This window comes from Anoxybacillus sp. FSL W8-0382 (assembly GCF_038003845.1).
Classification (GTDB): domain Bacteria; phylum Bacillota; class Bacilli; order Bacillales; family Anoxybacillaceae; genus Anoxybacillus; species Anoxybacillus flavithermus_G.
In genome coordinates, this window is sequence record NZ_JBBOPX010000001.1 from 419195 (window position 1) to 445000 (window position 25806).

A 25806-nucleotide genomic window follows, 5' to 3' on the forward strand; every position below is an offset into this window, starting at 1 on the left:
ACCCCCATAAAAGTTAAAATATTTTTTTAACTGTTATGTGGTTATTATATATAATTTAGAAGGTGACCGTCAATGCTTTCGTATTCTAAGAGGAGAATCGAATCGTCTTCGAGAAGAAATAATGTGTCAGAACGCTTTTCATCAGGCTCGCACCGCTGGGAATTCGTTCGGCAGAAGCGCTTTAATTTTCGGAAGATCATGGAGGTCGTACACATCAAGCGCTTGATTACGATACAATTCGCTTAGCGATTTAAACAAAATATCTTTAGCGCGATACGATATTCTTTGCGCCATTTTGTTACCCTCCGCTTTTTACTATTATTTACCTGTTACCTTCTTTTATTGTCATCATTTGTTAGCATTTTGTCATAACAATCCGTCACCGCAGCGTTGTTAAGAAAAATGGGGTATACTGAAAAAATAGAACACAATTTTTGTGTATGAAGTTAGAAGCAGTAAGAAAAGAACAAGTGTTGGACTGTAATGCGGGAGGGAAATATATTGAAAACCAACTGGAACTTTGACAATAGTTATGCCCGCTTGCCTGAGCGGTTTTTTATGAAAATATATCCGACGCCTGTTCGTAATCCGAAGATGGCTGTGCTCAATCGTTCGCTGGCAGGGGAACTTGGGCTATGTACGGAGGCGCTAGCGAGCGAGGATGGGGTGGCGGTGTTTGCCGGAAATCGAATTCCTGAAGGTGCGGAGCCTTTGGCGCAGGCGTATGCAGGACATCAGTTCAGATATTTTAATATGCTTGGAGACGGGCGAGCGATTTTACTTGGGGAACATGTGACGCCAGACGGAGAACGGTTCGATATTCAGCTGAAAGGGTCGGGACGGACGCCGTATTCGCGCGGGGGAGATGGACGTGCAGCGCTCGGGCCGATGCTTCGTGAGTATATCATTAGTGAGGCGATGCATGCGCTTCGTATTCCAACGACGCGCAGTTTAGCCGTTGTGACAACAGGGGAAGTTGTTATTCGCGAAACAGAGCTGCCAGGGGCGATTTTGACGCGCGTGGCAGCGAGTCATTTGCGTGTCGGGACGTTTCAATATGCGGCTCGTTTTTTATCGAAAGACGAGTTGCAGGCGTTGGCAGATTATGCGATGAAGCGCCATGATTTGAACGGTGAACAGGCGTCTAACCGCTATCTTTTTTTATTGGAAGAAGTGATGAAAAAGCAGGCGGCGCTTGTAGCGAAATGGCAATTAGTCGGGTTTATTCATGGGGTGATGAACACCGATAATATGACGATTAGCGGTGAGACGATTGATTACGGACCGTGCGCGTTTATGGATGTGTACGATCCAAAGACGGTGTTTAGCTCCATTGATACGCAAGGGCGGTATGCGTACGGTAATCAGCCGTATATCGCTGGATGGAATATTGCACGTTTGGCTGAAAGTCTTTTGCCGCTTTTGCATGATAATGAGGAAAAAGCGATTGAGCTTGCGCAAGAAACGATAGGTCGATTTCCGGCGTTGTATGAAACGTATTGGCTAGAAGGGATGCGGACAAAACTTGGGCTTTTTACGAAAGAGGAGGAAGACAAAAAGCTTATTGGGGAGTTGCTTCATCTTATGTATACTTATCGTGCTGACTATACGAATACGTTTCGCTCATTAACGTTAGGCGAGTGGAATTTTTGCGAACAACAGTTTCGTGATTGGTATGCACGTTGGCAGGAAAGAATCGCCCGTCAAGGCGTAACAAAAGATGAAGTGTATGAACGAATGCGGCAAAACAACCCGGCGATCATTCCGCGCAACTATCGGGTCGAAGAAGCGCTGACGGCGGCGGTTGAACACGGGGATTATACGGTCATGGAGCAGTTGCTTCATGCGTTGCAACATCCGTATGCATACACGAAAGAACAAGAACAATATGCTATACCTCCTGAGCCGTCTGATCGGCCGTATCGGACGTTTTGTGGGACGTAAATAAGGAAGAGCTTCATGATTATCAAGTATTTTCCGTTGAAGTAAAATAAGAAGGCGCCCACAGACGCCTTCTTTTTAATCTACTTTTAAAACGACGCGGCCGTTAATTTTCCCTTTTAACATGCGATCAAATACGTCGTTAATGTTTTCAAGCGGCTGTACTTCGACAATTGTTTTTACTTTTCCTTCTGCTGCAAATTGAAGTGCTTCTTGTAAGTCTTTGCGCGTACCAACGATAGAACCAATAATTTTTACTCCATTTAATACCGTATCGAAAATTGGAATAGGTATTTCTTCTGGCGGTAATCCGACGAGTACGCAAGCACCACCGCGACGAATGGCTTTGTAGGCTGATTCGAACGCGGCTTTTGAAACAGCTGTGACGACAGTCGCATGCACACCGCCCACTTTTTCTTTTATCCATTGTGCTGCATCATCATGTTTCGGATTGACGACAAGATCTGCACCAAGTTGTTTAGCAAGCTCAAGTTTTTCATCACCTAAATCGACAGCAACGACGTTTAACCCCATCGCCTTTGCGTATTGGACTGCGACATGTCCAAGCCCGCCAACACCGTAAATGGCTACCCATTCCCCAGGTTTTGCCCCTGTGACTTTTAATGCTTTATATGTCGTGACTCCAGCACAAAAGATTGGAGCAGCTTCTTCAAAAGATAAGTTATCAGGAATTTTTACAACATAATCGGCTGCAGCACGGCAATATTCAGCATAGCCACCATCGACGGAATAGCCAGCGTTTTGTTGATGTTCGCATAATGTTTCTTGTCCGCTTAAGCAATAGTCACAGTGACCGCACGCTGAGTAAAGCCAAGGAATACCTACGCGATCTCCAACTTTTAAATGTGTCACCCCAGGACCTACTTCTTCAATTACACCGACGCCTTCATGGCCAGGAATGAGAGGCAGTTTAGGCTTTACAGGCCAGTCGCCATGCGCGGCATGCAAGTCTGTATGGCATACCCCACACGCTTTAATGCGCACTAATACTTCCCCGTATGAGATCTTAGGTATTTCCACTTCTTTCACTTGTAACGGCTCTTTAAATTGTTCCACAACTGCAGCTTTCATGATTATAATCCTCCTTTTAGGAAAAAAGAGATTTTTTGGTCTGTACATATGTAATATATCATGCATTTAACTTGTGAAAAATATCACAAATAAAATGTTCAAAAAAATGAAAAATATTTTTGGATAAAAAGTTAAAAATTTTGTTTGGGAGTTGACATCATATAAAGTTTCCATTTTAGTCATATAGTGAAGAAATCATGTCCGCAGCTACATCGTTAGCTGAAATGGCCGAGAAATTAAGAAGTGAAGTGGCGAAATTTAGAGTGTAGTACGAGTTACGAGGTTAGGAAAGAAGGTGTCCCGACATTCGGACACCTTCTTCGTCTCTTAAGATTTTCTCTTTTTACTTTGGCGAATGCCGGCTGCTTCAGCGCGTGCTTGCGCCTCTAAATCTTCATGATCAGCAAATTCGGCAGAAAACTCGACATCATAACCGTCTGATTTCATTGTTTTCGGCACTTGTGGCATCGTTGACTTGTTTTTGTCTCTAGCTTTTTGACCGCGTGAACGACCCATCGCTTTCGCCTCCTTTTCGTTTATTTCGCTACTAGCATGTGACGAATAGCGAAAAAAATGAATGGAGAATGTTGTTAATGGCGTGCGTGCTTGGCGGTGAATCCTCCAGCTTGATCGGCACGCTTAAAATCGCGGGCATATGTCATTTCTTGCGCACTAGAGAGCGTGCTTTTTGTTTTCCCACGTTTCTTTTTGTCAGTCATATGTATCCCTCGTTTTTGTAAAATGTAACATTAACATTATGAACAGAAAAATAAAAAATTATCCAAATAAAAAAACCTGTTCGCACAGAACAGGTTACGCTTCTTTTAATTGTTGTTCATCATCAGCTTTTTGTTGGCGCATCACATATAACGTATAGTTGTCCTTTGAAATTTCATATAAGTTGTATATGTCTTCACCTTGATTAATTTCTTCCCATAATCGCTTTCTCGTTTCATTAGCAAGGGTGACGTAAGGGAGTTTTTCAGCAGCTTTTGTGGAGCGGACGTTGACTTTGCGAATGCGCATGAAGATCGTGTTGATGGAACGCTCATAAAACAGTTCGTTAAAGAAGGCGTCTTTGGCAAGTTGGTTGTATCCTTTTCCATGATACGGTTTTCCGAGCCATGTGCCTAAAAAGCCTGCGCCATCTTCAATATCGAATAAGTTAATCGTTCCAATCGGATTGCCCCACTCATCTAAAATGGTACGCGAAATGAGTTCGCCGCGTTCTTCGGCTTCCATCGTTTGCTTTGTAATAAATAAAAACTCTTCGTATGAATATGCTTTATGGCGCACGAAAGGGAAGACATCCGGGTGCACCATAAGCTCGTATAACGCTTGACAATCTTGCAGTTCACGTTTTTTAAGCATCGTATCTCCCTCCATTCACGAGGGCAGTCGACCATAGGGAACGAGCCACCCCCGAAATTTTTTAATTTATGCAAATCAAAAAATTTCGGGGTGGGAATCGAACCCACTAGAACCAGCGCACTGCTGGTGGCGCACCATTTGCCTTCCCTTACTATCGCATACATATATAGTTTTTTGTACATAACCTTTTATATCATACTTGAAATGATGTAAAAAATAAATAGTTTTTTTATTAATTTTTTTTGTATATTATTTCTCCATTTATCATGGTGAACATAGGAGTTGCGAGGTAGTGGAACGGATGATAATTCCAAACGACAATATCGGCATCTTTTCCAATCTCTAAGCTGCCGACACGGTCATCAACTCCTAAGTTGCGTGCTGGTAAAATCGTAATGCCTTCGAGCGCTTTTTGTTCATCAAGCCCTTCACGTACAGCAATCGCAGCGCAAATGTGTAAATATTGAATCGGTGTGTAAGGATGGTCTGTCGTGATCGAAACATGAACGCCGGCATCAGATAAAATTTTATACGTTTTCCAACTTTTGTTTTTCAATTCTACTTTCGATCGACGTGTTAGTGTTGGTCCGACCGAAACTTGTAAATCTCGCCCTTGCAGTTCTTCGGCAATGAGATGTCCTTCGGTACAATGTTCGATGCGTAAGTCAAGTCCGAATTCATCAGCAAAACGAATGGCGGATAAAATATCATCAGCACGATGGGCGTGGACACGAATCGGGATGTCGCGATTTAACGCCTGAATGATAGGGATCGTACGAAAATCGTGCGGCCAATCGCTATATTTGGCGTTATAAAACGTCTCGCGAAGCATCCCCATAATGCCCATACGTGTAAGTGATTCTTTATTTCCTTGACTGTGCATTCGTTTTGGGTTTTCTCCAAGGGCGAGTTTTAGACCTGCGGTTTCTTTCACAATCATTTTTGAGACGTTTTTTCCGTACGTTTTAATGACTGCCGTCGTTCCACCGATGACATTCGCACTTCCGGGCATAATGTGAACCGTTGTAATGCCGTGTTCGATCGCATCGCGAAAACCAGGATCGAGCGGATATACGCTATCAATGGCACGCACATGCGGCGTCATCGTTTCAATTGTTTCGTTTGCATCGTTGCCTGCCCATCCTGTTCCTTCGTCGTATAGACCAAGGTGTGTATGAACGTCGATAAACCCAGGAAAGACGTATTTTCCTGAGACATCAATAACTTCTGTTTTCTCATTTACGAGAAGGTTATAGCCGATTTCTGCAATTTTTCCATTTTCGATACGCACATCTGCCCCTTTCATCGGAGGAGACGTAATCGGATATACTGTACCATATTTGAGCAATATGTTTTTCATGCTAGACTCCTTTATTTCCTTTTTCGAATAGTGTATTCGTTACGATTGTAGTATGTTCGCTAGCGCTCGATCAATAGTTGGAAAAGAAAAATGATACCCTGCTTGAAGTAATTTTTCTGGGATGACACGCTGTCCTTCTAACACAAGCATGCTCATTTCCCCTAGCAATACTTTAAGCACAAAGGACGGAACAGGGAGCCAATGTGGGCGATGTAGTACTTCTGCAATCGTTTTTCCGAACTGTTCCATCGTCACAGGATGTGGGGCAGTAACGTTGATTGAACCCGATATGTTTTCATGTCGAATGGCAAAGTCAATGGCGCCAATGACGTCATTTATATGCACCCACGAAATCCATTGTTTCCCGCTTCCGATCGTTCCACCAATAAACCATTTGTAAGGAAGAACGATACGTGGAAGTGCTCCACCATTTTTACCTAAAATAATGCCAAACCGCATAAATACCGTGCGCACGCCAAGTGATTCAATGCGTCGCCCAGCTTCTTCCCATCGTTTCACGGTTTGAGCTAAAAAGTCTATCCCGATTGTTTCGCGACGTTCGGTAAATGTGTCATTAAGCGATGTGCCGTAAATACCGATGGCACTCGCTTGAATAACCACTTGCGGTTTTTTATTCATTTTTGTAATGAATTCATATATGGCATGTGTCGCTTGTAATCGACTTTCCATAATTGCGCGCTTTCTCGTTTCGTTCCATCGTCCACTATTAATTGATTCACCAGCTAAGTTTATGATTATATCAATGGAAGGGAGTTGTTCATGAGGATTTGCGTCATCTGTTAACCATTGTACATAATGAATATACGGATCGTTCTCCCGTTTTTGTGCATTTCGCGTTAATATATACATATGATGTCCGTTTTGTGTAAAATATGCTGTTAACGCCTTACCTACAAATCCTGTTCCTCCAGCAATCAAAATATTCATTATTTTTCCCTCCTTTCCTTTATTATGCGTTGTTTCAAGAAAAAAAGAAAGAAAAGGTGTGTTTTCAAGATGTGGATTGAAAAAATTGAAGTGGATCGAAAAAATGCTGAACGTTTTTACGTTCATTTTGTGAAAGAAGATGGAGAGAAACAAATCATGTCTGTTGATCAAGACGTATTGATTGAGTATCGCCTAAAAAAAGGAATGACCGTAACAGAAGAGCAATGGATGGAAATGATGAAAAAAGATGATGAAAAACAAGCGTATAAGATGGCGCTTCGTTTTTTAGCTTACCGTATGCGCTCGAAACAAGAAGTTGTTGACTATTTGAAAAAAAAGGACATAGATGTTCGGACGATTGAACAAGTGATTGCAAAGCTACAACAGGAACGATATATAGACGATGAGCAATTTGCACATGCGTACGTGCAAACGCAAGTAAATACGACAATGAAAGGACCTTATGTGATTTATAAAGAGCTAATGGATAAAGGGATAAGTGAAGATGTGATCGCACAAGCGATGGAACGCTATACAGAGGATATGCAACGAGACAAAGCGATCAAGTGGGTGGAAAAAATAAATAAGCAATCGAAAAAACGGTCGCATCAAGAACAAAAAGCATACATTGCACAACTGTTGCATATGAAAGGTTTTCCTTCACATATTGTTGAAATGGCAAAACAGCATATGATTGCAGATGATGGAGCGGAATGGGAAGCGCTCGTATATTACGGGGAAAAAGCACATCGCCGCTATGAAAAATACGACCGTTATACGTACGAGCAAAAAATGAAACAAGCATTGTACCGAAAAGGCTTTTCGCTTTCATCCATTGAAAAATTTTTAGAAAAGAAAAGGGAGGAATAAATCCTCCTATTCTACAATGATTTCTGCTTGTCGCTTATATTCGTTTATGATCGTTTCGGCTACTTGTTTTGGTGAGCGAAGGCGGGAGCGATCTTGAATATGGTCGGAATCGTCCCAAAACGGTGTATTTATATTTATAACAATAAGGAAGACGTATACATAAGCAGTTGTCAAGATTAAACGTTGTTGCGACAGTTTCCGTTGTCGGCCTAGTTCGTAAAAAAGGAACGATTATACCGATGCTTTATTGTGTATCGACGGATGGAATATTTATCCTTATATCCATCTATGTATTTTAGCTTCGCTTTATGATACGATGAGGGTGAGTTAGTCATAAAGTTGGGGTGGGGAGAATGGAACAAAAACGATATAGTGAAATGAGTGAATGGGAATTAAAACAAGAGATCGCCATGTTAACGGAAAAAGCACGAAAAGCAGAACAGATGGGCATGGTAAATGAATATGCGGTGTATGAGCGGAAAATTGCGATGGCGAAAGCATATTTATTAAACCCGAATGATTTTCAACCGGGAGAATTTTACGAAATTGAAGGAGATCCGCAGTCGTTATTTAAACTTCAATATATGAATGGTGTGTTCGCATGGGGCTATCGTTTGAACGATCCGAATACAGAAGTGGCGCTGCCTATTTCATTGTTAAAGAAAAGAGGTTGACACGAGCGTCAACCTCTTTCCCATTAAATTTTCCGTTTGCTTACTTCAGAATGTAGAATCATTAAACTTTGCGATTGTTGTGTTTCACCGTTTACTTGCGCATGAGCGTGTTTCGGGTTCGCCCATGGCTGTGGGAAAGGATCGGAATAACGGTTATCATAAAATTTTTTACGCCAATGTTTACCCATTTTATTCCTCCTCGATGTCGCCACGTTGACTTGATGCGTGCATTCGTTCTTGAGGGTGCGTATTAATCGTGCCGTTTGCACGTTTTGATGCGTATTCCGCTTTTGCGCGTGGCTCACCTTCTAATTTTTCGTTGTTTTGATTCGGAAAGCCTCGTTCTTTATTGCCCACTGTTAGTCCCCCCAGACGTGATGTCGTGCTCTTGAAGCACACGTATAGTATTCATCAATAGACGGTGATTTATGAACACCGCCCGTTTACTTTAGCCTGGAATAAGTTCTAGTTTTTTACGCAATTTCTTCTCGTTAAAAATCCATCCTGTATAGGAGCTAACAATATTTAAGTCGCGATCAAGCTGCACGACCGCAACAAATGGATAATAATCTTTGCTTCGGTAACGCAAATCAATAAAACGCACTTCATAATGGTCGTCATACTCATGAACTTCCCAACGATATACTGGTGAGAACGACAAAAATGCCACTAAATTTTCATCTTGTTTTGCTTTTTCAATGACAGGAATGTTTGGAATAGGGCATTTTTCGAATATGTCGAGTACGTTAATCGCCCCTCTTTGCGAGCGAGCAACGTAAAAGTGGGTTGATGTTGTCACAGCTAAATGCCATTCATTCCATTTTATTGTCGGTACGGTAATGATTTGTTCGACATCCGAAAACATTTGTTTGATCTTGCGCTTTATTGCTTGTTGTTGACGAAAGCGGATGATATAGTAACCAATGAGCACAACGTACACAGCGAGAAACGTATACCCAGCATGGTGCCCGTTCAGCCATAGGATGACACCAGCTAAGTGAATGATAAAAATGAACGGGTCGAATGTATTGATGATACCGAGGGCGACCCATTTTTTTGAAAAAGGACGTAATGCTTGCGTGCCATACGAATTAAAAATATCGACAAACACATGAAAACTGACAGCGATAAACGTCCAAAGCGCGATGTGAAAAAACGATGCACCATACACGTAAAAAAGGGCAACGCTAATGAGCAGCGTCCAAACAAATAACGCGGGGATGGAATGGGTGATGCCGCGATGGTTGCGAATATATTTGGCGTTATTTTTTAACTGTAGATGAGCAAATTCGCTAACATAAATTTACAACCAAACAAAAAAGGAGACATGAACCCGATTCCTTGGTTAAAATAGATGTGCCACAACTATCCACAAGGAGGTTCATGTCTCATGAATAGATTAGCACATCATCAAGGAATCCACAAGTTTTTCATAACGTTAGGGTTGGCGCTTTATTTCTCGAAACCTGTGATGAAGCATCTCGTTCATATCGTGGATGCGATGATTACAAAGGGCTTTTCGGGAACGCTGACCGATCTACATCATGGGAGTTTTCATCCGAACCATCGCACGACACTGAGCCATTTTTTCACGAAAAGCCCATGGGAGGAAGAGACGCTGCTTCGCAAACTCCAACAGTGGGTGCTTCATCGTGTCGAACGCAGCTCGAAACGAGAGAATCAACCCATTTTTGTTTCGATCGATGATACGATTTGCCAAAAAACGAAGCCCTCGTCACGGGCAACACACGCCATTCAAGGGTGTGATTGGCACTATTGTCACGCAGAGAAAAAATCGATTTGGGGACATTCTCTCGTTTGGCTCATGGTTCATACGATGACTCAAGCGTTTCCTTTTGCCTTTCGCCTCTACGACAAGACGGCGGGGAAAAGCAAAGGGGAACTCGCGATCGAGATGCTTTCTTCGTTGGATGTGAGTCGCCCCGTTTATGTGCTCATGGACTCTTGGTATCCATCGAAAACCCTCGTGGGAGCCTGCTTGAAAAAAGGGTTCCACGTCATCGCGATGCTGAAGACGAATCGGATTCTCTATCCAAAAGGGACGGCCATTCAAGCAAAGGAATTTGCCAAATCTATGGAGCCACGGGATACCCGCCTCGTCACGGTGGGAAAAGAGCGTTATCGGGTGTATCGCTACGAAGGTGCTCTGAACGGTCTCAAGGATGCCGTGGTGCTGCTCGCATGGAAAGCCGATCAGCCGATGACGCCGAAACATCTTCATTGCGTCTTGAGCACCGATCGCGAGCTAAGCGATGAAGAGATCTTGCGCTACTATGCTGCACGTTGGTCGATCGAATGTTTTTTCCGTCAAGCGAAAGACCAGCTGAAACTCGATGGATACCGCGTTCGCGGGCGTCGGGCGGTGAAACGGTATTGGATCTTGGTGCAACTTGCGTATGTGTACAGCATGTTCGAGTCGAACAGTGATGTTTCGGATGGGCTCGATCTCCTGCGCAAGAGAAAAGGACATAGCCTCGTGGAGTTCATTTACCGTGCAGCGAAACAAAATATTCCCATTGATACCGTGAAAAAACAGCTCCACGTGGCATAAGGGGTACCCTGTTTGTCTCTTTTTAAATGGTAATTATTGTAACGAAAATTGCTCAACTACAGTTTTTAATTTTAAAACAGTGTCGATATCAGGTGCTTGCGAGCCGATGATCGTGCCGATGAGCACCGCGTGAGCTAGCGTCGGATCGTTCGCAATCGTTGGATCGAGCGTCGCTAATCCACCTAATGCAAATCCCATTAAAACGTGTGTACCAGTATCCAAATAAAAGGCCTCCTTTTTCCGATTGGACTTACTTTTAGTTTACCACCATGGAGGAATGAACGTGAAAGAAAATGTACAACAAATATTGGACCATTTTCATATTGAGCAATTTCAGCACGATTTAATTCATTGGTTCGTCAAAGAACAACGCGATTTGCCTTGGCGAAAAGAAAAAGATCCGTACAAAATATGGGTATCGGAAGTGATGTTGCAACAAACGCGCGTCGATACCGTCATCCCTTACTTTTATAAGTTTATTGAAAAGTTCCCGACTTTAGACGCGTTAGCTGACGCAGAGGAAAAAGAAGTGTTGAAAGCATGGGAAGGGCTTGGGTATTATTCGCGCATTCGCAATTTACATGCAGCGGTAAAAGAAGTGAAAGAAAAATACAATGGATGTGTGCCGGCATCGAAGGAACAATTTTCGTCGTTGAAAGGAGTTGGACCATATACAACGGGTGCGGTATTAAGCATCGCTTACGACATTCCCGAGCCCGCGGTAGATGGAAATGTCATGCGGGTGTTATCGCGCATTTTTTATATAACAGATGACATTGCAAAAGGGAGCACGCGAAAAAAGTTTGAACAACTTGTTTCTTGTATCATTGCGCACGATAATCCGTCTGATTTTAACCAAGCGTTAATGGAGCTTGGCGCGCTCATATGTACACCGAAAAATCCGAGTTGTTTATTATGCCCTGTTCAACGACATTGTCGTGCGTTTGCAGAAGGGATGGAGAAGCAGCTGCCAGTAAAAACGAAAGCGAAAGCACCGAAGCATGTTGCCTTCCGTGCCATTGTGCTCGTCAATGAGGACGGAAACATATTGATTGAAAAACGACCAAGTAGCGGATTATTAGCGAATTTATGGCAGTTTCCAAATGACGAGCATGCCCCGACAGCAGACGACCAAACGTTTATAAAGGAAATAAGCGAAAGATATGGTGTTGTGACTCGTTCAGTACAACAAATTGGTACGTTTCAACATGTGTTCTCCCACGTTGTATGGCACATTGAAGCGTATAAAGGAGAAGCGATTGGGCTTACAGTAGATATTCCAACGCGCAAGTGGGTAACGATCGAGGAGCTTGCATCTTACGCATTTCCAGTTGTGTACCAAAAAATATGGCAAGCGTATGAGTAAAGGCATGCGCCTTTACTCATAAAATACGCATGTTCCATTTGTATATGTTGCCTCATTCCGATGTAAACCGCCCCTCGCTTCAATTTCTTCGATCATTTCACGATGTAACGTTTGTCCCTCTGCATTCAAATATGGAGTGACTTGTTGAAGGGCGCGATGAAAAAACGCTAACTCGCTATCTTTCCACTTTTGTTTCGGAATCATTTGAAGGGCTGTCAAGTCGCGTCCAACATACATTTTTTTCACCTCTTTCATGTAGTTTGGAAAATGAAATAAAAATTATTCATACGGATATTTTTTAAATAGATGGCGCAAAGTAATAAGCGTGGAGGTGAGTATCATGAAACCAAACAAAACAGCAGCAGGAACAAACATTCAACATGTAAAACAACAAAACGCTGGCCAGTATGGGACAGAGTTTGCGACTGAAACTGATGTTCAACACGTGAAGCAACAAAATGCAAAATCAGAAGCAAAGAAAAGCTAATAACGCGCAAAGGGCATCGGTTTTCGTCCGATGCCCTTTTTCTTCCTCGCTGATTAACGTTATAATAGAGGAAAAAGCGTCGAATGAAAGTAGGGAATGTGTATGGAGTATCCACAGACAGGGGCGATCATTCAAATTCATAGTTATAAACATGACGGTCATATCCACCGAGCGTGGAAGGAAACAGTTGTGTTAAAAGGAAGCGAAGAAGAAATCATTGGCGGCAACGATCGCACACTTGTGACAGAAGCAGATGGGAGAACGTGGGTGACACGCGAGCCGGCCATTTGTTTTTTTTATGAGAAGCATTGGTTTAACATTATTGCGATGATTCGTGCAGAAGGTGTGTATTACTATTGCAATATCAGCTCGCCTTACGTTTGGGATGGGGAAGCGCTCAAATATATTGATTATGATTTAGATATTAAAGTATTTCCGAACGGACAGTATGAAATATTAGATCGCGATGAATATGAACGACATCGCGACGAAATGAACTATCCTGAAATTATTGATAAGATTTTAAAAAATAACATTCAAAAATTAATTCAATGGATTAAAGAAAAAAAGGGACCGTTTGCCCCTGAAGTGGTCGAACATTGGTATAAAAAGTTTATTATGTATGGAAAGTGAAAAAGATGTCCCGAGGCATAAACGGGACATCTTTTTATTCTTGTTCAGGAGTAGGCACGACATGTTCTTCTTTATGATAATGATGGAAACTTTCGATCAGTGTGTCTAAATGTTCAAGTTGGTGACTATATTCAATAATCGCTCCGATCAGAGGAAATAGTTGATAATTTTCTTGTTCGACGCTTTGTTCAACATAATGGTTTAAAAACGAGCGAATTAATCCTTTTTTTCCAGAACACGCTTCCGTTGCAAATTGTGATTGTGGATCAGATTTTGCTTTCCCGATAAACTTCAGCAATATTTGGTCGTGGTAATTTAATAAACAATCGAGTTCGTTTTTTATTGCATCTTGAAGTTCAGCAGGTGTATGCGACAGCTCGTTTTCTAAACGATGCAGTAGCTTTAACGTCTCTAAGGCGCGGTTTGTTGCAACAATCATTTGTCGATACAGGACAAGTTTGCGCGACTTACTATATTTATGTTTACGGAAATACGTTCGTTCTTCTTTGTAGAGTAAATAAAGTTGGTCAAGTTTCATCATGTTCTCTTTAAACTTTTCAATATCTTCCTTCAACAGATGGTGCTCAGATGCATGGCGAATATTCATGCGAATCCATTTTAAAATTTGTTCTGTATATTCGACAATTTTCGTATATAGTTTTTTCTCGTATTTCGGTGGAAGGAAAACTAAATTCACGACAAACGCGGACAACACACCTAACATAATCGTAGAAAAGCGAATAAGCGCAAATTCAATAAAGTGTTCCCCCGTATATTCCATAATTGCGATGACCGTTACAAGCGCGACAGAAATGGAAGATTCTAAACGAAGACGAAGAAATAACGCAATAACTAAAATGGCAGTTAATCCGATAATAAACGGATCGTGTCCGAAAATAAGTGTAAAAACAATCGCAAAAACCGCACCGATGACATTTGCTTGCACTTGTTCAATTAAGGACAAGTATGAACGGTAAATGGTCGGTTGCATCGCAAATACAGCAGAAATGCCAGCAAATACAGGGGAAGGTAACTGCAACAATTTTGCTAAAACTAATGCAAATGTAATCGCAATCCCGGTTTTAAAGACGCGGGCTCCAAGTCTCATCGTCGCTCAAATTCCTTTCTTTTTTATCATCTTGTTAGAACAACAAAAAAATATACATGTTTTTTATCAGTATATCAAGAAAAAAGGAAAAAAATTAAAAGAACTGCCTCATTTTTTTGAAGCAGTTCTTTTTATGTTTATTCTGTTGACACCGATGGATCTGCTTGTTCTTTTTTCGGGATGACTTGGAAAAAGTGTTGTTCCGGTTGTTGCAACAACGGTTGAAGCGTTGCTGCTTCGTCGTGCTGTTCGTGTTCGATAAGCAAATCAACATATGTGCGAAGCAGTTCTGTCACGTCCGCTTTTCCTTTCTCGTTAAGCGGTTGAATCGTAACGTTCGCTCCTTTGGCGATGCGACGTTCAAGAGCTGTTTTCGTTAATCCCATTTCTGGCTGATGACGCAAATAAACGACACCGCCTGTCATTCCTGCACAAATCCATGGCCCTGGATCGCCGAGAACGAGCCCGCGTCCGTTTGTCATATATTCAAAGGCAAATCCTTTAATGTTGGCATTGACACCGATATTGCCATGTTCTACTTCAGGAATTGGTTTTGTCACTTGACCACCGATAATCATATCCGCCCCTGATAGGCGAATGCCTGCGCGTGCATCAGCATTTCCTTGCACGACTAATAGTCCTTTTTGGGCACCGTAGCCAAATCCTTTTCCGACTGATCCGTTGTAAAACTTTCCGTCTTTTCCTTTTGCTTTGAAGATGAAGATGCCGCCACCAAACGATGTTTTTCCGACGCCATCTTGTGCTCCGCCATCGACGTGAATATGAATGCCCGTGACGTTATACGCACCGAGTCCATTGCCAGGTACAGAGCCGTCTTTATATCGTAAAGAAATATTTGGCAATTTTTTGTACGATCCGTCTAATCGACCACGTACCCGATGGCATGCAACACGGCTACCGAGCACACGCTGTTCAGCTGTGACAGTTGAAAATTCACGTGAGCGGTGCAAGTCTTCAACTTGGTAATCTAAATATTCCGCACCAACTGCAACGGCAAGCTTTCCTTCTTCCGATGTTGCTGCTACTTCTTTTTGATACCATTGACCGATCTCCAATGGTTTTAATAACGTCGCTAAATTTATCCGATCGCGTCCGCGTGTTTGTTCAAGTAAGTCAGAGCGACCGACAAGTTGTTGTAAGTTTGTATAACCGAGCGATGCGGTGAGCGCTTTAAGTTCTTCACCGAACGCGGTAAAGAAACGAACTAAGTTTTGTACGGCTTGCTCGAATTGTCTTGGAACGAAGCGACGCAAACCGTGTTCTTTTGCTTGTGCTTCTGATTCAATTTGCGTAGCGATTCCGACATGGCACGTATCTAAATGACAACCACGGCATGTCGTACATCCGATGGCAATCATCGCTAACGTTCCGAAACCGACGCGATTGGCGCCGAGAAGCATAACTTTAATCACGTCCATCGCGCTTTTAATGCCGCCGTCTGCCCAAATTTCCACTTGATGGCGTAATCCGGCTTCTAAAAGGGCGTTATGTGCCGCTTTGACGCCAATTTCTACAGGTAAGCCAACGTGTTGAATGGCATGAATGCGTGCTGCTCCTGTGCCTCCGTCAAAACCGCTTAGCGTAATAATGTCAGCGCCAGCTTTTGCGATGCCGACCGCAATCGTGCCGATATTAGGGACGACAGGCACTTTGACAGCCACTTTTGCTTGGTCATTTGCTGTTTTTAATTCAGCAATCATTTGCGCTAAGTCTTCGATTGAATAAATGTCATGGTTGTTTGACGGTGAAATTAAGTCAGAGCCGATCGTTGCATTTCGCGCTTCAGCAATTTTAGCTGTTACTTTTGAACCAGGTAAATGACCACCTTCGCCCGGTTTTGCCCCTTGCCCAATTTTAATTTCAAGCAAATTGGATGAATTAAGTAGTTCAGCATTAACGCCAAATCGACCAGAGGCGACTTGTTGCCCGCGCGTGCGTGGATATTTACCGAGCATATCTTTAATTTCGCCACCTTCACCGTTTAAGCTAATCATGTTGAGGCGATTTGCTGCTTCGGCATATGCACGAAAGGCAATTTCATTTTGTGAACCGAATGACATCGAAGCAATGACAAACGGCAAGCTATGTTCACCAACTGAAATGTCGACGTGTTCTTTTTTTGCAGGGACGTCTGCTTGTTTTAAGTCTGTTAAATGGCGAATGGCTGTTGGTGTCCCCGTTTCGATTTCTGTCAATTTGTCACGATAGCTGTCGTATGAGCCGGTTTGAGCTACTTCGCCAATCGCTTTCCAAATACGTGGGAATACGTGAAACGTTTTTCGTAACTTTGCTTGCTCTGATTCAAAATCTTTAGCTCGTGCAATCGCATCTTGTTTTAATGTGTCAAAATTTTGGATAAGTGTGTGCGAGCCGAAAAAGTTAACGATATTTAGTACAGCTGCGATTTCGTCATGCAATCCAATGGACGAAAATAGTCGGCTATATCCGCGCAATTCATGAATCCCGATCGTTGAGATGACTTTTTCGAGCCCTTTATTTAACGCTTGATATAAATGAATTGCTGGACGAGTTGACGTGTCAGCTACTGTCGCAAACATTAAATATGGGCTAATGACGTTCGCGCCGAGTCCGTAAGCGACGATCAAGTCGTGAAGTGAGCGAATCGCACCGGAGCGAAGTAAGAGAGAACAATGTCTTCTTATCCCCGCTTTTGTTAATGCTTGATCGATGGCTGATATGACAAGGAGCGGATCAATCCATAAATGCCCACTTTGATGCGCTTTTACATCGTCAATAATAAGTAATGTTTTCCCATTTGCGACAGCTTCACATGCTTCTTTGCCTAAGCGATTAAGCGCCATCGGGATCGTTTCGTGCTCAACGAACGTCGCTGATATAAAGTACGCTAATTGTTTTTCTTCAAATGCATGAACGAGTTGATCATATGATGGCTGTTGCAATGTTTCGGCACATTCGTTTCCGAGCTTTCCTTCAATTAAAATAGGTGAAAGAAGTTCAACTGTGTACGGATGTTCTTCATGTGAAACAATGCTTGGCCGCTTTCCGACAACCACGCGCGTCGAAAAATGTTCTGTTTCGCGGTCGCGGTCAATAGCAGGGTTGGTGACAACCGCCACACTTTCTTTTATGAAATCAGCAATGTTTTTTCGTTCAGGATCGATCGCTGCAAGCGGAGCATCGTGACCGAGGGAGCGAATCGGTTCAGCACCTTTTTCCGCCATTTGTTCGAGCAATTGAATATGTTCGCGATCCCAACCGAATGCAGCGTACTGTCCATTATGCACTTTTGTTGGTTGAGCAACGAGCACATAAGGTTTGAATGTCGGCGTTTGTAGACGTTGGCGCATATTTTCAATATTTAAACGCTTTCGAATACGATTGTATACTTCTTGTTGATAATCTGCGTATTCATAAACACGAATCGTTCCGTCCGCTTGCCATTTTAAGCCGATTTTTTCCCCTGGGGCGAGCGGTTTTGGTTCGCCTGTGTATTCGCACGTTGGAATAATGCCTGGCTCAGATGCGAATACGTAACGATGCTCGGTCTCAACTTTCCAAAGTGGACGCAATCCAAGTGCATCGACGCTAAATACCGCTTCATCAGCATGGCGCGAAATGATTCCGGCAGGACCTTGAGCAAAATGTCCCCAAGCTTCGCGAATGTAAGTATATAAATCTTGTAAATGATCTGGATAGTTTTTGATTTCGTTTACGATGGGAGGGAATAAAAAGTCCATCGCTTCAAATAGTGTATAACCATCTCGATAAATGAGCGTTTCCATCGTACGGCTTAAATCTTGCGAATCGCTTCCGCCGTTTGTCAATGGGACACCGATCATTGTTGCTTCTTCACGTAGTTTGGCAATCGTGTTAATTTCACCGTTATGACCTAGGACGCTGAACGGTTGAACGCGGAAAAAGTTTGATAATGTATTTGTTGAATAGCGATTATGGCCAAGTGTCATCGTAGATGCGACAAGCGGACTCGCTAAGTCATGATAATATTTTGGTAAAATATCACCAGCACCCATGACTTTATAAATCGCGTGATGATTGCTTAACGAAGCGACATGAATATGTTCATCTTTTTCGATCTCAATTGTTAATTCAAATAATGTTTGAGATAATGTTTTTTGTTGATGATTTGGTAAAAGAGCAACTTGCCAAAATACTGGTTCTTCGCGTAAAGCAATTGGACCGAGCGCTGAAGAAGATGTAACGCGGTCAGATTCAAAAATGAGCGTCAATTGGGACTGAGCAAATAATTGGCGCATACGTGCTTTTTTTTCTTCCACGTTCGTTGTTCGTGTAATAAATATATGGCCAACGATAAAATCGTCGCGGTCAACGAGTTGAGGATTAAGTTGGGCAACAGCCAATTTTTCTTTCCAAAGTGCTTTTGGAATGTCGATGTGGATGCCGACGCCATCTCCTTCTCCGTTGATAAATCCTGCGCGATGATTCATTGTGACGAGGGCGTTAATACATGTTGTAATGTTTTCTCTTGTCGGGATGCGTCGTTTTTCAACCGCAGCGACAATTCCACACGCGTCGTGCTCATGTTTGTAAAAATGTTGAAATGAAGCTGGATTCCACCGTTGTTTCATAGCATGCGGCTTGCAAGCGACTATCATTCGCTTCTCGCCTTCGCCACCTCCTACAAAAAAACTTTTTTAAAAAATAAAATTTTCTAAATTTTATAGTCTATATTAACACGACCATGATAGAAAATCAATTATTTATTCATGTTTTTGGATATGATATTCAGTTTATGTAACAAAAAGTTCATGAAATTTGTAAGTGTTTTCATTGATTTTGAGCGTAAAAAACGAGGTGAAAACATACGTATCACCTCGTTATTTTGTATATTTATTCATTTTTTAAGGATTTAAATGCGTGTTCTACTGCTCTAATTGTATATTCAATGTCTTCTTCTGTATGGGCTAATGTAATGAACCATGCTTCATATTTCGAAGGAGCAAGATTAATCCCTTGATGAAGCATAAGCTTGAAAAATTTAGCAAACATTTCTCCATCTGTTCGTTCGGCTTGTTCATAGTTTTCTACTTTTTCTGTTGAAAAGTATACGGTGAGTGCTCCTTTTAGACGGTTAATCGTCACAGGAATATCGTATGTTTTCGCATGTGTTAAAATGCCAGCCTCTAACATCGCGCCGAGATGATCGAGATGTTCGTACACGCCTTCTTGTTGTAATACTTCTAAACAAGCAATACCAGCTAAAATGGAAGCGGGATTTCCCGCCATCGTTCCGGCTTGGTAAGCAGGGCCGAGTGGGGCTACTTGTTCCATAATCTCTTTTCTACCGCCGTATGCACCGATCGGCAAACCGCCACCAATAATTTTTCCGAGTGCGGTTAAGTCTGGTTCGATGCCGAGCAAGTTTTGAGCGCCACCATACATAAAACGAAAAGCTGTAATGACTTCATCGTAAATGACGAGCGCTCCGACCGCGTGAGCAATATCGTTAATTGCTTGTAAAAAGCCTGGTTTTGGTTCAACGATACCGAAGTTACCAACGATAGGCTCGACAAGAACGGCTGCTACTTCATTCCCCCAACGATCCATAGCTTGTTTAAACGCATCGACATCATTAAAAGGAACAGTAATCACTTCTTGTGCAATGCTTTTTGGTACCCCTGCTGAATCAGGTGTACCTAATGTGGATGGTCCAGAACCAGCCGCAACAAGAACGAGATCGGAATGGCCGTGATAACAACCTGCAAATTTCACGATTTTATCACGACCTGTGTATGCACGTGCGACGCGAATTGTTGTCATGACCGCTTCTGTTCCCGAATTGACGAAACGCACCTTTTCGAGGGAAGGGATCGCTTCTTTTAACATTTTCGCGAACGTAATTTCATACGGTGTTGGTGTCCCATATAAAACACCGTTTTCAGCTGCGTGTTGAATTGCTTTTGTAATGTGCGGATGAGCATGTCCAGTAATAATAGGGCCATAAGCAGCTAAATAGTCGATATATTTGTTTCCATCTACATCCCAAAAATATGCCCCTTGTGCTCTTTCCATAACGACAGGAGCACCGCCTCCAACCGCTTTATATGAACGAGAAGGACTGTTGACGCCACCAACGATATGTTCGAGCGCTTCTTGATATAATTGTTCAGACTTCGTAAAATTCACGCGAAGCCTCCTCCTTTTATGTAAAATTTCTTTCATGGTGTTTATTTTATCACATTTATTTGAGCACACCATTTGTTGAGTTTCAACATTTTCGTTACACTAGTGAATAGTGATTTCATAAGGGGTGAGGAACATGTATGCGATTGAAGTAGAAAAACTACGGAAAGAATTTAAATCTTACTCTAGTCGGTCTGGTTTAGCAGGAGCGTTTCGTGATTTGTTCACGAGAAACTATAAAATCATTCGTGCTGTCGACGATATTTCATTTGCTGTCAAACAGGGCGAAACGGTTGGATACATTGGAGAAAACGGAGCAGGTAAATCGACAACAATCAAAATGTTAACAGGAATTTTAACGCCGACATCTGGACGAGTTGTTGTGAATGGGATGAATCCACATAAAGAGCGGGAACGTTTCGTGCAGACGATCGGCGTTGTGTTTGGTCAGCGATCGCAATTATGGTGGGATATTGCGGTGCAAGAGTCATTCCGGTTGTTAAAAAAAGTATACCGCGTTTCTGACCAAGACTATAACGAACATATGGATCATGTCATTGAAACGTTAGATATCGGTCCTTTACTTGATAAGCCGGTGCGCAAATTATCGCTTGGTCAACGAATGCGCTGTGAATTGGCTGCTGCCCTTATTCATAATCCGCCGCTTTTATTTTTAGATGAACCAACGATCGGTTTAGATGTGCTTGTGAAGTTAAAAATTCGTCAGTTTTTAAAAGAAATTAATGAGAAGTACAACACGACGATTTTATTAACGACACATGATATGACAGATATCGAAGCGCTTTGTGAACGCGTTATTATGCTCGATGAAGGGAAAATCATTTATGATGGGTCATTGCAACATTTAAAACAAAACTGGGGAGAAGGGAAACAAATTCACTTCCAATTTCGAGATCTTGTTTCAAAAGAAGAGCTGACATCGCTCGTTCATGTTACATGGGAACAAGGGGAAGACCGATACAGCTGGATTGCGCATGTTCGCGCGAATGATATGGCACATGTGATCGGAAAAGTTGTTTCTTCCTATGAGTTAAAAGATATTCACATTCGTGAAGTTTCAACGGAAGAAATTATTCGCAACATTTATGAAGAAGGGATTCATCATGGGTAAATATATTGAAATGATTCGTATGCGCTTTTTAATGATGCTAGCTTATCGAACGAATTATTATAGCGGCATTTTTATTTATAGCATTAATATCGGCGCGTATTATTTTTTGTGGTCTGCTATTTATGGAGGGCAGTCGTCTATTCAAGGAATGACAGTTGATCAAATGACGACATATGTCGCCATCGCATGGATGGCAAGAGCGTTTTATTTTAATAACATTGATCGTGAAATTGCGATGGAAATTCGTGATGGTAAAGTGGCGATTGAACTGATTCGTCCGTACAACTATTTAGTCATGAAAACGATGCAAGGGCTTGGAGAAGGAATTTTTCGCTTACTTTTCTTCTCGCTTCCGGGCATGGTTATCGTTACATTCGTTTTTTCGCTTCAATTTACAACGAACGCGCATACGTGGGCATATTTCGTCTTGTCGACAATACTCAGTTTTATCATTAACTCTCAGCTCAATTTGCTTGCAGGAATGGTTACATTTTTTACATTAAATGGGGAAGGACTACTCCGAGCTAAACGGTTTGTTATTGATTTGTTTTCAGGACTTATTTTGCCAATCAGCTTTTATCCAGAATGGGCACAAGATGTGATGAAATATTTACCTTTCCAAGCGATTAGCTATATTCCGAGCATGATTTTTACGGAAAGTTTTACAGAGAGTGAAGCGTTGCGGGGAATGATGTTTCAAGCCGTTTGGTGTGTCGTACTGATCGTTCCGATTTATTTGCTATGGAAAGCAGCCAAACGAAAACTTATCATTCAAGGGGGGCGAACATATGTTTTATATGTCTATTTTCTTCCAATATATGAGCCAATATATTAAGACAAAGTTGCAATATCGAACGGATTTGGTTGTTGAGTTTTTGTCTGATCTGATGTTTCAAGGGGTAAATTTAATTTTTATTCTTGTTGTATTTGGGCATACGCAATTATTAAACGGTTGGACGCGCGATGAAATTATTTTTATTTACGGTTTCTTTTTAATTCCTTTCGCTTTATTTGCTTCATTTTTTAACATTTGGGATTTTAATGAACGATATATTGTGCGCGGAGAGATGGATCGAGTGTTAACTCGACCTGTGCATAGTTTATTTCAAATTGTACTTGAACGAATGGAACTCGAGTCGCTCCTTGGAGGCATTACCGGTTTCATTGTCATGGGGTATGCTGCGTCTCGATTGGATATAACGTTTCATTGGTATGATGCGATTTTGTTTGTGTTGTTCGTGCTAGGAGGAACGTTTGTTTACGCAGGCATTTTTATTTCGTTAGCAAGTATCAGTTTTTGGTCTGATGCGCGCAGTTCAATTATGCCGATGATGTATAACATAGGAAACTACGGGAGATATCCGGTTGATATTTATAATCGTATTATTCGCTACATTTTGACATGGATTTTACCGTTTGCGTTTGTCGGCGTGTATCCGTCGGCGTATTTTTTGCGTAAAACGGAATGGTATATGTATTCATTTTTAACACCGGTGATGGGCATTGTATGTTTTACGTTATCGTTGCTGCTATGGAATGCGGGCGTCAAACGTTATCGTGGTGCCGGGAATTAAATAAAACATCCCCTCGTATATATAAAGGAACAGGAGGGGATGTTGTGACGTATGTGTGGATTGGCATGATCGTTTTTGTTATATGTATGAGTTTTATTTCGTTTTGGCAAACGAAACGTTCTGTTATTTCAGTGAAAAATTTTATTGCCATTTTATTTGTTTATTCAACGACAATGATCGGTTTTGCACTCGTGTATACAATTTTGCATATAAATGGACATGTTGTTATGATGGAAAATGGGGAGAATATAAACGCTTCTAACTTTTTTCAATATGTCGAAACGAGTTTATATTTTAGTGCAGTTACATTACTTTCGGTCGGCTACGGGGATATTGTACCGATTGGAATTGGTCGGTGGATTGCGATGGTCGAAGCGTTGCTCGGCTACGCACTACCCGCCGCTTTTGTTGTCCGAACGGTGATAGATGCAGAAAGAAGGTAAGGGGAGAGAATCATGAAAGCACCTGATTTTACATTGCCAGCAAGTAATGGGGAAAACGTCACGCTGTCACAATTTCGCGGGAAGTACATCGTATTATATTTTTACCCGAAAGACATGACGCCAGGATGTACGACAGAGGCTTGTGAGTTTCGTGATCAATACGAAGTATTCACGGAACTTGGGGCAGTTGTCATCGGAATCAGCCCTGATTCCATTGAACGACATAAAAAGTTTATTGAAAAGCATTGCTTACCGTTTTTACTTCTTGCCGACGAAAAGCAAGACGTAGCGAAGTTGTATAATGTGTGGAAGTTAAAGAAAAATTTTGGGAAAGAGTATATGGGGATTGAGCGTTCGACATTTTTAATCGACCCAGATGGTCAAATTATAAAAGAATGGAGAAAAGTGAAAGTAAATGGGCATGTTGAAGAGGTGCTAAACGCTTTAAAACAGGCGATTAGCTTAAACAAATAATGAAATCGTTGCGTACGATATAGTAGAGCACACACCTCCTCAAAGACGTATGTGGCGATTCTGTGTAGAGTCGTCCTTTTTTCTTTCCGGAAAATACAATTGACAAAAGGTTTTATTTTTTTGTACACTATTTATAAAAATTATAAAGTAATAATTATAATTTTTATAAATGAAAGTGGGGGCATGACGGTGACGCACGCACATCAATTAAAAGAAGCGCTTCATGCGTTGAAAGAAACCGGCGTCCGTATTACACCGCAACGTCATGCGATACTCGAATATTTGATTCAGTCAATGTCCCATCCAACAGCGGATGAAATTTATAAAGCTTTGGAAGGAAAATTTCCAAATATGAGTGTCGCAACTGTGTACAATAATTTGCGCGTGTTTAAGGAAGTCGGTCTCGTTAAAGAGTTAACGTATGGTGACGCATCTAGTCGTTTCGATTTTGTTACGACACATCACTATCATGTTATTTGCGAAACATGTGGGAAAATTGTCGATTTCCATTACCCGGGCTTAGATGAAGTAGAAGATTTAGCGGCACATGTGACAGGTTTTAAAGTAAGTCATCATCGGATGGAGATTTACGGAACGTGCCCGGATTGTCAAAAGGGACATCATTAAAAAAGCTGGTAGCATCGATGCTATCAGCTTTTTTTGTCCCTTACTTTCCGATTATATTTTTCATCAAACTCTTTCCCTTCGAGTGTTGGATCAAGGGTGAGTGGTTCGTTGCAATACATACATACATCGACTCGACCTAGCATCTTTGTTACTTTGTTACATGAAGGGCAAACGACTTGTACCGTCTTTGTCGACAACATACCAATCCAAAAATAAACGACTGTACTTGCGATAATAAACAACAGTCCTAAAATCATAAATAATGTCATAACAATCGGCGATGTACGAAAAAAGATGCCTCCATACATGACGAAAAATCCGATAAAAATTAAACTTAACGCAAACGTACGAATTTTGTTAATTTTGCTTGAATATTTTACACCCACATTTATCTCCTCCTACGCATAACTATATCATAAGTTTTGAATGATAAGCATTAACCAAGCAGGAGTTTTTTTAAAAATGTCGAATACGGTCAAACAATGTTGAAAAGTGGAGGATTCGATTATGGAAGATGTGTTACGCCCGATTTACCAAGAGCGAGCTAGTCAGTCACGCACTCTCGGTATTTTAATGGTTGAAAGAGGATCGGATTATTCTCCGGAGACGGATTTATTTGATGTTATCTTATTCGTTATCGTTCGAGAGGGAGAAGAAGCGGTTTTTATTAAACATTACGTGTTTGGTGAAAAAAGTGCATCATTGTACGTTGTAGATGAACATCGAGTAAAAGAATGGGTGTTGCTCGGTTCAAATCGTAAAGTAATGAATTGGTTGTTAAATGGAAAAATCCTGAATCCGTGATGGTTGGAAATCAACTTTGATTTTGGTGTTAGTTCTATGGATATATGATCCATACATCCCTTTTTTTGATGATTCCCTGCACCACTTTCATGTTTGAAAACGAGATAAATCCTCTTTTATGGAGATACAAACCAAAAAAGAGACAAAAAAAGTACAGGGGGGAGT

Annotated in this window: 27 protein-coding genes and 3 pseudogenes; 14 read left to right on the plus strand and 16 right to left on the minus strand. The window is 41.7% G+C overall.

Features of this window, described 5'->3' with window-relative positions; genetic code table 11:
- Positions 1 to 47: 47 nt before the first annotated feature.
- Positions 48 to 294, minus strand: a pseudogene (locus NSS60_RS02230) (transcriptional regulator); the annotation flags it as partial.
- 189 nt (positions 295 to 483) lie between these two features.
- On the opposite strand from NSS60_RS02230, the gene NSS60_RS02235 reads away from it, so the two are divergent.
- A complete protein-coding gene (locus NSS60_RS02235; protein WP_004888893.1) occupies positions 484 to 1944 on the plus strand; it encodes a protein adenylyltransferase SelO in 1461 nt (486 codons plus the stop codon).
- Between the two features lie 75 nt (positions 1945 to 2019).
- Here NSS60_RS02235 and adhP read toward each other — a convergent pair whose 3' ends face one another.
- The 6 genes from adhP to NSS60_RS02265 all read right to left on the minus strand — a co-directional run bounded on the left by adhP (position 2020) and on the right by NSS60_RS02265 (position 6712).
- A complete protein-coding gene (adhP, locus tag NSS60_RS02240) occupies positions 2020 to 3033 on the minus strand; it encodes an alcohol dehydrogenase AdhP (protein WP_004888895.1) in 1014 nt (337 codons plus the stop codon).
- Between the two features lie 327 nt (positions 3034 to 3360).
- On the minus strand, positions 3361 to 3549 hold the full coding sequence (locus NSS60_RS02245) for a YfhD family protein (RefSeq protein ID WP_004888896.1): 189 nt from the start codon (positions 3547 to 3549) through the stop codon (positions 3361 to 3363).
- A gap of 74 nt (positions 3550 to 3623) precedes the next feature.
- The gene (locus tag NSS60_RS02250; RefSeq protein WP_004888897.1) at positions 3624 to 3752 is read right to left on the minus strand and encodes a YfhE family protein; all 129 of its coding nucleotides are present in this window, start codon (positions 3750 to 3752) and stop codon (positions 3624 to 3626) included.
- Positions 3753 to 3846: 94 nt separating this feature from the next.
- The gene (locus tag NSS60_RS02255) at positions 3847 to 4404 is read right to left on the minus strand and encodes a GNAT family N-acetyltransferase (RefSeq protein ID WP_340720615.1); all 558 of its coding nucleotides are present in this window, start codon (positions 4402 to 4404) and stop codon (positions 3847 to 3849) included.
- Positions 4405 to 4636: 232 nt separating this feature from the next.
- Entirely contained in the window at positions 4637 to 5764 is a 1128-nt protein-coding gene (locus tag NSS60_RS02260) for an amidohydrolase (RefSeq protein WP_340720616.1), read from the minus strand.
- A gap of 39 nt (positions 5765 to 5803) precedes the next feature.
- Positions 5804 to 6712: a TIGR01777 family oxidoreductase gene (locus NSS60_RS02265; protein WP_004888900.1), complete on the minus strand. Its 909-nt coding sequence runs from the start codon at positions 6710 to 6712 to the stop codon at positions 5804 to 5806.
- Positions 6713 to 6781: 69 nt separating this feature from the next.
- Here NSS60_RS02265 and recX point away from each other — a divergent pair, with 69 nt between their 5' ends.
- Together recX and NSS60_RS02275 are read left to right on the plus strand one after the other, a co-directional pair.
- The gene (gene recX, locus NSS60_RS02270; protein WP_004888901.1) at positions 6782 to 7582 is read left to right on the plus strand and encodes a recombination regulator RecX; all 801 of its coding nucleotides are present in this window, start codon (positions 6782 to 6784) and stop codon (positions 7580 to 7582) included.
- Positions 7583 to 7935: 353 nt separating this feature from the next.
- The gene (locus NSS60_RS02275) at positions 7936 to 8256 is read left to right on the plus strand and encodes a YfhH family protein (protein WP_194949963.1); all 321 of its coding nucleotides are present in this window, start codon (positions 7936 to 7938) and stop codon (positions 8254 to 8256) included.
- A 23-nt stretch (positions 8257 to 8279) separates the two neighbouring features.
- On the opposite strand, the gene NSS60_RS02280 is transcribed toward NSS60_RS02275, so the two are convergent.
- The 3 genes and pseudogenes from NSS60_RS02280 to NSS60_RS02290 form a co-directional block, all read right to left on the minus strand.
- Positions 8280 to 8444 carry a YpzG family protein gene (locus NSS60_RS02280; protein ID WP_006322047.1) on the minus strand — a complete coding sequence of 55 codons (165 nt, stop codon included), beginning with the start codon at positions 8442 to 8444 and terminating at the stop codon, positions 8280 to 8282.
- Position 8445: 1 nt separating this feature from the next.
- On the minus strand, positions 8446 to 8613 hold the full coding sequence (locus tag NSS60_RS02285; protein WP_004888903.1) for a small, acid-soluble spore protein K: 168 nt from the start codon (positions 8611 to 8613) through the stop codon (positions 8446 to 8448).
- Between the two features lie 91 nt (positions 8614 to 8704).
- Positions 8705 to 9535 (minus strand): annotated as a pseudogene (locus NSS60_RS02290) (metal-dependent hydrolase); the annotation flags it as partial.
- A gap of 111 nt (positions 9536 to 9646) precedes the next feature.
- Here NSS60_RS02290 and NSS60_RS02295 point away from each other — a divergent pair.
- A complete protein-coding gene (locus NSS60_RS02295; RefSeq protein ID WP_340720617.1) occupies positions 9647 to 10828 on the plus strand; it encodes an IS701 family transposase in 1182 nt (393 codons plus the stop codon).
- Between the two features lie 63 nt (positions 10829 to 10891).
- Here the strand turns inward: NSS60_RS02295 and NSS60_RS02300 are convergent.
- Positions 10892 to 11050, minus strand: a pseudogene (locus NSS60_RS02300) (metal-dependent hydrolase); the annotation flags it as partial.
- 55 nt (positions 11051 to 11105) lie between these two features.
- On the opposite strand from NSS60_RS02300, the gene mutY reads away from it, so the two are divergent.
- Positions 11106 to 12194: an A/G-specific adenine glycosylase gene (gene mutY, locus NSS60_RS02305; protein ID WP_004888905.1), complete on the plus strand. Its 1089-nt coding sequence runs from the start codon at positions 11106 to 11108 to the stop codon at positions 12192 to 12194.
- Between the two features lie 12 nt (positions 12195 to 12206).
- Here mutY and NSS60_RS02310 read toward each other — a convergent pair whose 3' ends face one another.
- Positions 12207 to 12431 carry a hypothetical protein gene (locus tag NSS60_RS02310; protein ID WP_004888906.1) on the minus strand — a complete coding sequence of 75 codons (225 nt, stop codon included), beginning with the start codon at positions 12429 to 12431 and terminating at the stop codon, positions 12207 to 12209.
- 103 nt (positions 12432 to 12534) lie between these two features.
- Here NSS60_RS02310 and NSS60_RS02315 point away from each other — a divergent pair, with 103 nt between their 5' ends.
- Entirely contained in the window at positions 12535 to 12681 is a 147-nt protein-coding gene (locus tag NSS60_RS02315) for a gamma-type small acid-soluble spore protein (protein WP_004888907.1), read from the plus strand.
- A 102-nt stretch (positions 12682 to 12783) separates the two neighbouring features.
- Positions 12784 to 13314, plus strand: coding sequence for a nucleoside tri-diphosphate phosphatase (ntdP, locus tag NSS60_RS02320; RefSeq protein WP_004888908.1), 531 nt, complete (start codon positions 12784 to 12786; stop codon positions 13312 to 13314).
- A gap of 34 nt (positions 13315 to 13348) precedes the next feature.
- On the opposite strand, the gene NSS60_RS02325 is transcribed toward ntdP, so the two are convergent.
- The 3 genes from NSS60_RS02325 to NSS60_RS02335 all read right to left on the minus strand — a co-directional run bounded on the left by NSS60_RS02325 (position 13349) and on the right by NSS60_RS02335 (position 20590).
- Positions 13349 to 14422 (minus strand): FUSC family protein, encoded by a 1074-nt coding sequence (locus NSS60_RS02325; protein WP_004888909.1) that lies wholly within the window; start codon positions 14420 to 14422, stop codon positions 13349 to 13351.
- Positions 14423 to 14559: 137 nt separating this feature from the next.
- The gene (locus NSS60_RS02330) at positions 14560 to 19032 is read right to left on the minus strand and encodes a glutamate synthase-related protein (protein ID WP_004888910.1); all 4473 of its coding nucleotides are present in this window, start codon (positions 19030 to 19032) and stop codon (positions 14560 to 14562) included.
- 262 nt (positions 19033 to 19294) lie between these two features.
- Positions 19295 to 20590 carry a glutamate-1-semialdehyde 2,1-aminomutase gene (locus NSS60_RS02335; protein WP_035018424.1) on the minus strand — a complete coding sequence of 432 codons (1296 nt, stop codon included), beginning with the start codon at positions 20588 to 20590 and terminating at the stop codon, positions 19295 to 19297.
- Positions 20591 to 20723: 133 nt separating this feature from the next.
- Here NSS60_RS02335 and NSS60_RS02340 point away from each other — a divergent pair, with 133 nt between their 5' ends.
- The 6 genes from NSS60_RS02340 to perR all read left to right on the plus strand — a co-directional run bounded on the left by NSS60_RS02340 (position 20724) and on the right by perR (position 24837).
- Positions 20724 to 21719: an ABC transporter ATP-binding protein gene (locus NSS60_RS02340; RefSeq protein ID WP_064214532.1), complete on the plus strand. Its 996-nt coding sequence runs from the start codon at positions 20724 to 20726 to the stop codon at positions 21717 to 21719.
- Entirely contained in the window at positions 21712 to 22554 is an 843-nt protein-coding gene (locus tag NSS60_RS02345; protein WP_340720618.1) for an ABC transporter permease, read from the plus strand. Before NSS60_RS02340 ends, NSS60_RS02345 begins: the two co-directional genes overlap by 8 nt.
- Positions 22508 to 23293, plus strand: a complete 786-nt coding sequence (locus NSS60_RS02350; RefSeq protein ID WP_004888914.1) for an ABC transporter permease — start codon at positions 22508 to 22510, stop codon at positions 23291 to 23293. Before NSS60_RS02345 ends, NSS60_RS02350 begins: the two co-directional genes overlap by 47 nt.
- A gap of 44 nt (positions 23294 to 23337) precedes the next feature.
- Complete coding sequence (locus NSS60_RS02355) at positions 23338 to 23736, plus strand: potassium channel family protein (protein WP_041637782.1); 399 nt, start codon at positions 23338 to 23340, stop codon at positions 23734 to 23736.
- A gap of 12 nt (positions 23737 to 23748) precedes the next feature.
- Positions 23749 to 24210, plus strand: a complete 462-nt coding sequence (gene bcp, locus NSS60_RS02360) for a thioredoxin-dependent thiol peroxidase (protein ID WP_004888916.1) — start codon at positions 23749 to 23751, stop codon at positions 24208 to 24210.
- Between the two features lie 183 nt (positions 24211 to 24393).
- On the plus strand, positions 24394 to 24837 hold the full coding sequence (gene perR, locus NSS60_RS02365; protein WP_004888917.1) for a peroxide-responsive transcriptional repressor PerR: 444 nt from the start codon (positions 24394 to 24396) through the stop codon (positions 24835 to 24837).
- A 23-nt stretch (positions 24838 to 24860) separates the two neighbouring features.
- Here the strand turns inward: perR and NSS60_RS02370 are convergent, their stop codons facing one another.
- Positions 24861 to 25223, minus strand: coding sequence for a YgzB family protein (locus NSS60_RS02370; RefSeq protein ID WP_004888918.1), 363 nt, complete (start codon positions 25221 to 25223; stop codon positions 24861 to 24863).
- 121 nt (positions 25224 to 25344) lie between these two features.
- Here NSS60_RS02370 and NSS60_RS02375 point away from each other — a divergent pair, with 121 nt between their 5' ends.
- On the plus strand, positions 25345 to 25641 hold the full coding sequence (locus NSS60_RS02375) for a nucleotidyltransferase-like protein (RefSeq protein WP_004888919.1): 297 nt from the start codon (positions 25345 to 25347) through the stop codon (positions 25639 to 25641).
- Positions 25642 to 25806: the final 165 nt, after the last annotated feature.

What these genes read in the sequence shown, in the direction of transcription:
- mutY (WP_004888905.1), top strand. Translation starts at nt 11,106, where the DNA reads ATGAACGTGAAAGAAAATGTACAACAAATATTGGACCATTTTCATATT.
- NSS60_RS02350 (WP_004888914.1), top strand. Translation starts at nt 22,508, where the DNA reads ATGTTTTATATGTCTATTTTCTTCCAATATATGAGCCAATATATTAAG.
- NSS60_RS02340 (WP_064214532.1), top strand. Translation starts at nt 20,724, where the DNA reads ATGTATGCGATTGAAGTAGAAAAACTACGGAAAGAATTTAAATCTTAC.
- ntdP (WP_004888908.1), top strand. Translation starts at nt 12,784, where the DNA reads ATGGAGTATCCACAGACAGGGGCGATCATTCAAATTCATAGTTATAAA.
- NSS60_RS02280 (WP_006322047.1), bottom strand. Translation starts at nt 8,444, where the DNA reads ATGGGTAAACATTGGCGTAAAAAATTTTATGATAACCGTTATTCCGAT.
- NSS60_RS02255 (WP_340720615.1), bottom strand. Translation starts at nt 4,404, where the DNA reads ATGCTTAAAAAACGTGAACTGCAAGATTGTCAAGCGTTATACGAGCTT.
- NSS60_RS02310 (WP_004888906.1), bottom strand. Translation starts at nt 12,431, where the DNA reads ATGTATGTTGGACGCGACTTGACAGCCCTTCAAATGATTCCGAAACAA.
- NSS60_RS02325 (WP_004888909.1), bottom strand. Translation starts at nt 14,422, where the DNA reads ATGAGACTTGGAGCCCGCGTCTTTAAAACCGGGATTGCGATTACATTT.
- recX (WP_004888901.1), top strand. Translation starts at nt 6,782, where the DNA reads ATGTGGATTGAAAAAATTGAAGTGGATCGAAAAAATGCTGAACGTTTT.
- NSS60_RS02345 (WP_340720618.1), top strand. Translation starts at nt 21,712, where the DNA reads ATGGGTAAATATATTGAAATGATTCGTATGCGCTTTTTAATGATGCTA.
- NSS60_RS02245 (WP_004888896.1), bottom strand. Translation starts at nt 3,549, where the DNA reads ATGGGTCGTTCACGCGGTCAAAAAGCTAGAGACAAAAACAAGTCAACG.
- NSS60_RS02275 (WP_194949963.1), top strand. Translation starts at nt 7,936, where the DNA reads ATGGAACAAAAACGATATAGTGAAATGAGTGAATGGGAATTAAAACAA.
- NSS60_RS02330 (WP_004888910.1), bottom strand. Translation starts at nt 19,032, where the DNA reads ATGAAACAACGGTGGAATCCAGCTTCATTTCAACATTTTTACAAACAT.
- NSS60_RS02235 (WP_004888893.1), top strand. Translation starts at nt 484, where the DNA reads ATGCGGGAGGGAAATATATTGAAAACCAACTGGAACTTTGACAATAGT.
- adhP (WP_004888895.1), bottom strand. Translation starts at nt 3,033, where the DNA reads ATGAAAGCTGCAGTTGTGGAACAATTTAAAGAGCCGTTACAAGTGAAA.
- NSS60_RS02260 (WP_340720616.1), bottom strand. Translation starts at nt 5,764, where the DNA reads ATGAAAAACATATTGCTCAAATATGGTACAGTATATCCGATTACGTCT.
- perR (WP_004888917.1), top strand. Translation starts at nt 24,394, where the DNA reads ATGACGGTGACGCACGCACATCAATTAAAAGAAGCGCTTCATGCGTTG.
- NSS60_RS02315 (WP_004888907.1), top strand. Translation starts at nt 12,535, where the DNA reads ATGAAACCAAACAAAACAGCAGCAGGAACAAACATTCAACATGTAAAA.
- NSS60_RS02295 (WP_340720617.1), top strand. Translation starts at nt 9,647, where the DNA reads ATGAATAGATTAGCACATCATCAAGGAATCCACAAGTTTTTCATAACG.
- NSS60_RS02265 (WP_004888900.1), bottom strand. Translation starts at nt 6,712, where the DNA reads ATGAATATTTTGATTGCTGGAGGAACAGGATTTGTAGGTAAGGCGTTA.
- NSS60_RS02250 (WP_004888897.1), bottom strand. Translation starts at nt 3,752, where the DNA reads ATGACTGACAAAAAGAAACGTGGGAAAACAAAAAGCACGCTCTCTAGT.
- bcp (WP_004888916.1), top strand. Translation starts at nt 23,749, where the DNA reads ATGAAAGCACCTGATTTTACATTGCCAGCAAGTAATGGGGAAAACGTC.
- NSS60_RS02375 (WP_004888919.1), top strand. Translation starts at nt 25,345, where the DNA reads ATGGAAGATGTGTTACGCCCGATTTACCAAGAGCGAGCTAGTCAGTCA.